This window comes from Microbacterium sp. (assembly GCF_035554235.1).
Classification (GTDB): Bacteria; Actinomycetota; Actinomycetes; order Actinomycetales; family Microbacteriaceae; genus Microbacterium.
Window position 1 is genome coordinate 1 of sequence record NZ_DATMIO010000251.1, and the last position, 3,312, is coordinate 3,312.

Here is a 3,312-nt window from a genome sequence, read left to right on the forward strand (position 1 = left end):
ATCGCAGACCGACGCCCGCCTCGGTGTAAGGGAGAGCACCAGCGCCCGTCCCCCCGTCCTGGACCGCCACCGCGCCGATGACGTCCGTGGCGACGGAGGCGCCGTTCTCGATGATGACGTCGGCGATGACATAGGTCATCAGCGGCTCGAGACTCCCTCCGGACGCGAACCACGGGCAACGGTCGGGCTCCTCTCCCTCGCCGGGGACCCTCTCCGCGCGGCCGAGTGTCTCGAGGGCGAGCGCGAAGGAACCGCCGAGCCGATACGGGCCGATTCCTTCTGTAGTGATCAGCAGGGGATCGAGCGACGCTGCCGCGGACGGAGTGGTGGAGATCGTTGGGCTGGGAGAAGCCGCTGTCACGGAAGGTGACGGGGGAAGTGCGCTCGCGTCGGGGTCAGCTGCGGTGCATCCCGTCAGCCCCACGACGACTGCAAATGCCAGTGTGGCGATCCACGGCGCGAACACACGAACTGCGATCATCGAGCAACCTCTCTCGGGCCGTCGGGTAATGACAGACGACCGATCTTGTCACATGCGACGGAGTCCGCGAGGTGTCGTTAGCGAGTTGATATGTCCGTCATGGCACGAACGTGCGCTACATGCGCTCGAGCCCTTCGGCGTCGGCATCCTCCGCCGCCTCGTCGAACTCGCGCGGCTTGACGTAGGGGTCCGCGTCGCCCGCGTACTGGGCCGATGCCGCGAGCCCGGCCACGGCCTCGTCGCGTTCGCGCGCCTCGCGCAGGAGGTCGGCGATGTGGTGGGCGTTCTCGGGGATCGCGTCGGCGATGAACTCGAGCGACGGGGTCAGGCGCACGTTCAGGTGCTTGCCCACCTCGGAGCGCAGCATGCCGGTCGCGGCCTTGAGGGCCTCCGCCGACGACCGGCGCTCCTCCTCCGTGCCGAGCACGGTGTAGAACACCGAGGCGTGCTGCAGATCGCCCGTCACCTTCACCTCGGTGATGGTGACGAATCCGAGCCGCGGGTCGCGGAGCCCTCGTTCGAGCCGCTCCGCCAGGATGACCCGGATGCGGTCGCTCAGGCGCGCCGCCCTGCTGTGATCGACCATGGTCCGTTCCTTTCCACTCCCGCAAGGGGATGTACTGCTCTCGAGGCGAGGAGGCGCACGATGTCGCCGCTGAGGCAATCGGGGTAGGGGCCCCGCTCTTGCCGAAGCGGCGACGTCGTGCGCCGACCCACGGGAAGCAGTGCCTACCCGCGCGGCTTCTCGATCATCTCGGTCGTCTCGATCTCATCACCGATCTGGATGTCGTCGAACTTGCCGAGACCGATACCGGCCTCGAAGTCCGTGCGCACCTCGGTGACGTCGTCCTTGAAGCGGCGCAGCGACTCGATGGCCAGGCCATCGGCGAGCACGACGCCATCGCGGATGACGCGGGCCTTCGCGTTGCGCGTGATGGTTCCGCTGCGCACGATGACACCCGCGATGTTGCCGAACTTGGACGAGCGGAACACCTCGCGGATCTCGGCGACACCCGACTGCACCTCTTCGAACTCCGGCTTGAGCATGCCCTTGAGGGACTGCTCGACGTCGTCGATCGCGTTGTAGATGACCGAGTAGAAGCGGATGTCGACACCCTCGCGAGCGGCGCGCTCGCGCGCCTTCGTGTCGGGGCGCACATTGAAGCCGATGATGATCGCGTTATCGATCGTCGCCAGGTTCACGTCCGATTCGGAGATCGCGCCGACACCGCGGTGGATGATGCGCAGCTGCACCGACTCGTCGACCTCGATCTTGAGGAGCGACTCCTCGAGCGCCTCGACGGCACCCGACACGTCACCCTTGATGATGAGGTTGAGCGATTCGACCTTGCCCTCCTGCAGAGCACGGGTGAAGTCCTCGAGCGAGATGCGCTTGCGGGCCTTGGCCAGCTGGGCGTTGCGCTCGGCCGCTTCACGCTTCTCGGCGATCTGACGGGCGAGGCGGTCCTCCTGCGTGACGATGAACGTGTCACCGGCGCGGGGCACCGAGTTCAGACCCTGCACCTGCACGGGCCGGGAGGGCCACGCCTCGAGCACGGGCTCGCCGTTCTCGTCGGCCATGGCGCGCACGCGGCCGAACGCCGTGCCGGCGACGATCGCGTCACCGACGCGCAGCGTTCCGGACTGGATGAGCACCGTGGCGACCGAACCGCGGCCCTTGTCGAGCTTCGCTTCGATGGCCACACCGCGAGCCGCCTTGTTCGGGTTCGCCGTCAGGTCGAGGCCGGCGTCGGCGGTGAGCAGAACAGCGTCGAGCAGACCCTGGATGTTCGTGCCCGCCCGGGCCGAGACATCCACGAAGATGACGTCGCCGCCGTACTCCTCCGCCACGAGGCCGTACTCGGTGAGCTGCTGGCGCACCTTGGCCGGGTTGGCCTCGGGCTTGTCGATCTTGTTCACCGCGACGACGATCGGCACACCGGCTGCCTGGGCGTGGTTGAGCGCCTCGACCGTCTGCGGCATGATGCCGTCGTCGGCCGCGACCACGAGGATCGCGAGGTCGGTCACCTGCGCACCACGGGCGCGCATGGCGGTGAACGCCTCGTGGCCCGGGGTGTCGATGAAGGTGATGGCGCGCTCGATGCCCTCGTGCTCGGTCCACACCTGGTACGCACCGATGTGCTGGGTGATGCCACCGGCCTCACCGGCGACGACGTTCGCGTTGCGGATCGCGTCGAGCAGGCGCGTCTTACCGTGGTCGACGTGACCCATGACCGTGACGACCGGAGGACGGATCTCGAGGTCTTCCTCGTCTTCTGCCTCGAGCTCGGCGTCGAGGTCGAGACCGAAGCTCTCGAGGAGCTCCTTGTCCTCGTCCTCGGGCGAGACCATCTGGATCTTGTAGCCGAGCTCGGCGCCGAGCACCTCGAAGGTGGCTTCGTCGAGCGACTCGGTCGCGGTCGCCATCTCACCCAGGTTGAACAGGATGGTGACGAGCGTGCCGGGCTGCACGGTGTAGCCCGTGATGTTCTCGATCTTGTCCGCGAAGTCGGAGATCGACGCGCCACGGCGCATGCGGATGATCTCGCCGTTGCCCTTCGTGACGTTGACGCCGCCTACGACCGGGGCATCCCGCATCTCGAATTCCTGGCGCTTCGCCCTGCGCGACTTGCGCTGCTTGGACTTGCCGCCACCCTTGCCGAAGGCGCCCGCGGTGCCACCGCCGGGACCACGGCCGCGACCGCCCCCACCGGCCGGGCGACCGGCGAAACCGCCGGCGGGAGCTCCACCGGGGCCGCCGGGACGCTGGAAGCCACCGCCCGCGGGACGACCCGGACCGCCGGGACGCTGCTGGAACGGGGCGCCGCCGG

At 68.2% G+C, this 3,312-nt stretch carries 2 protein-coding genes and 1 pseudogene; all 3 read right to left on the bottom strand.

Annotation, left to right across the window (positions count from 1 at the left end):
• A pseudogene (locus VNT50_RS12580) lies at window positions 1–481 on the bottom strand (hypothetical protein); the annotation flags it as partial.
• A 115-nt stretch (window positions 482–596) separates the two neighbouring features.
• Window positions 597–1,067, bottom strand: coding sequence for a 30S ribosome-binding factor RbfA (gene rbfA / locus VNT50_RS12585; protein WP_325485456.1), 471 nt, complete (start codon window positions 1,065–1,067; stop codon window positions 597–599).
• Between the two features lie 143 nt (window positions 1,068–1,210).
• The coding region (gene infB / locus VNT50_RS12590) for a translation initiation factor IF-2 (RefSeq protein ID WP_325485457.1) at window positions 1,211–3,312 on the bottom strand (2,102 nt) is incomplete at its 5' end.